Source organism: Pseudoalteromonas sp. APC 3495, assembly GCF_030407645.1.
Classification (GTDB): domain Bacteria; phylum Pseudomonadota; class Gammaproteobacteria; order Enterobacterales; family Alteromonadaceae; genus Pseudoalteromonas; species Pseudoalteromonas tetraodonis.
The window spans coordinates 1-1,431 of record NZ_JASDDA010000099.1 but is presented as its reverse complement, the minus strand read 5'-3'; the positions used below and the strand labels follow the sequence as shown (position 1 = coordinate 1,431).

General features: G+C 38.7%; 1 protein-coding gene. It reads right to left on the bottom strand.

Features of this window, described 5'->3' with window-relative positions:
• Nucleotides 1-9 precede the first annotated feature (9 nt).
• Nucleotides 10-1,338, bottom strand: coding sequence for an IS4 family transposase (locus QL984_RS18420; RefSeq protein ID WP_024601195.1), 1,329 nt, complete (start codon nucleotides 1,336-1,338; stop codon nucleotides 10-12).
• Nucleotides 1,339-1,431: the final 93 nt, after the last annotated feature.

The following is a 1,431-nucleotide window of genomic DNA, read 5'->3' as shown; positions in this document are numbered from 1 at the left end:
TAATGCCAGTCAGTTAAGAACTGACTGGCATTTTCTTTTATAGGGGTACTTATTCGGCTTCTTTCTTATCACCCTTGGATAATGCCTATCTGGTAATCTATCGGGTAAAATAAACAATCTAAGTGTTGTCAGTAACTCATCGTAATGAATAGGCAACTTACTTGCACTATGTATTGGCGTAAACATAAAGAAAGCGATAACCTGTCGCATAGATTGGCTAAAGCTTAGCTGTGTAGGCAAAATATCCTCATCTTTAGTTGCATCAAGCATGATGATACGTATTAAATTGTAAGCGAGTAATAACCCCCATAACTCTTGACGTACCATGTCTGGTTTCTTACTACGTAACGTGTGTTTGCTATGATTCAATCCCTGCTTTATTTCTCTAAACGCCAGCTCAATTTCCCAGCGTTGAGTATAAACCTCTGTTAATTCTTCATATGGAAATCGTAAAGGGTCAATGAGAGAGCTGAGTACACGATAGCTTTTTCCATCCACTTTATAGGTGGTTAATCTTGCCATCATGGTCTCTGGTAATGACTCAAATTTCTTTCTGGCTTGAGGACTTGTGGACAAAATCACTATTTTATCATTGTCATTTATACTATGTTCAACTTGATACTGTAAATCCTTCCTCGCGGGTAACATCCAGTGAGTGTTATCTCCTTGGTTTTGCCATTGATACAACAGTCCTAATGAGTAATAGCCGCGGTCAAACAAGGTAAGAGAATTATCTGGTACGGCTGGTAATAGTCGTTGAGCTAAGCTCATTTCACCTATGCGACGGGAGTCAAAGCTGCTATCTAACAGTAAATGGCTAGATACTTCCATAAGGCTACACATTCGTACTTGTGGGTAGCTTACTTCTCCATGTTGATTACTGTCACTGCCAAATGCTTCTCTGTTTTCTTGATTATCATGAGTTCGAAAACTAACGCCATCTACAGCGAGTAAATTAAGTCCGCACCATTGTTCAAAAGACTGGGTGGAAAAGGTTTTGTGTGCAAGTAATTGAAATGTATGTTGGACTGACTCATAGCCTAACCTTTGCCGACCTTGAACTAGCGCACTTGGCGCTACTAGTTTGTTTTTTCCGGGTAAAGAGATGTCGAGTCTATTAGCGATATCCCAAACGGTTTCGTTTCGGAATAAACTCATTCCAATTACAGACCACATAACAGCTTCTAGCGGTAATCGCCTTTTACGCACAGTAGCAACACCTGCATGTTTAAATGCTTGCTCAAGAATATCAGGGTCAAGAACCTGTTTAAGTTTATCTAGTGTATGTACATCATTTAAAAATGAAGACATGTTATCGAAGTGCTGAATGAGAGACATAAAAAAATCCGATATTATTTCTAATATCGGATTTTGAAGCCATGGAAAGATCAGTCAAGTGATCATAAAAATATTCTTAACTGATCTGCATTA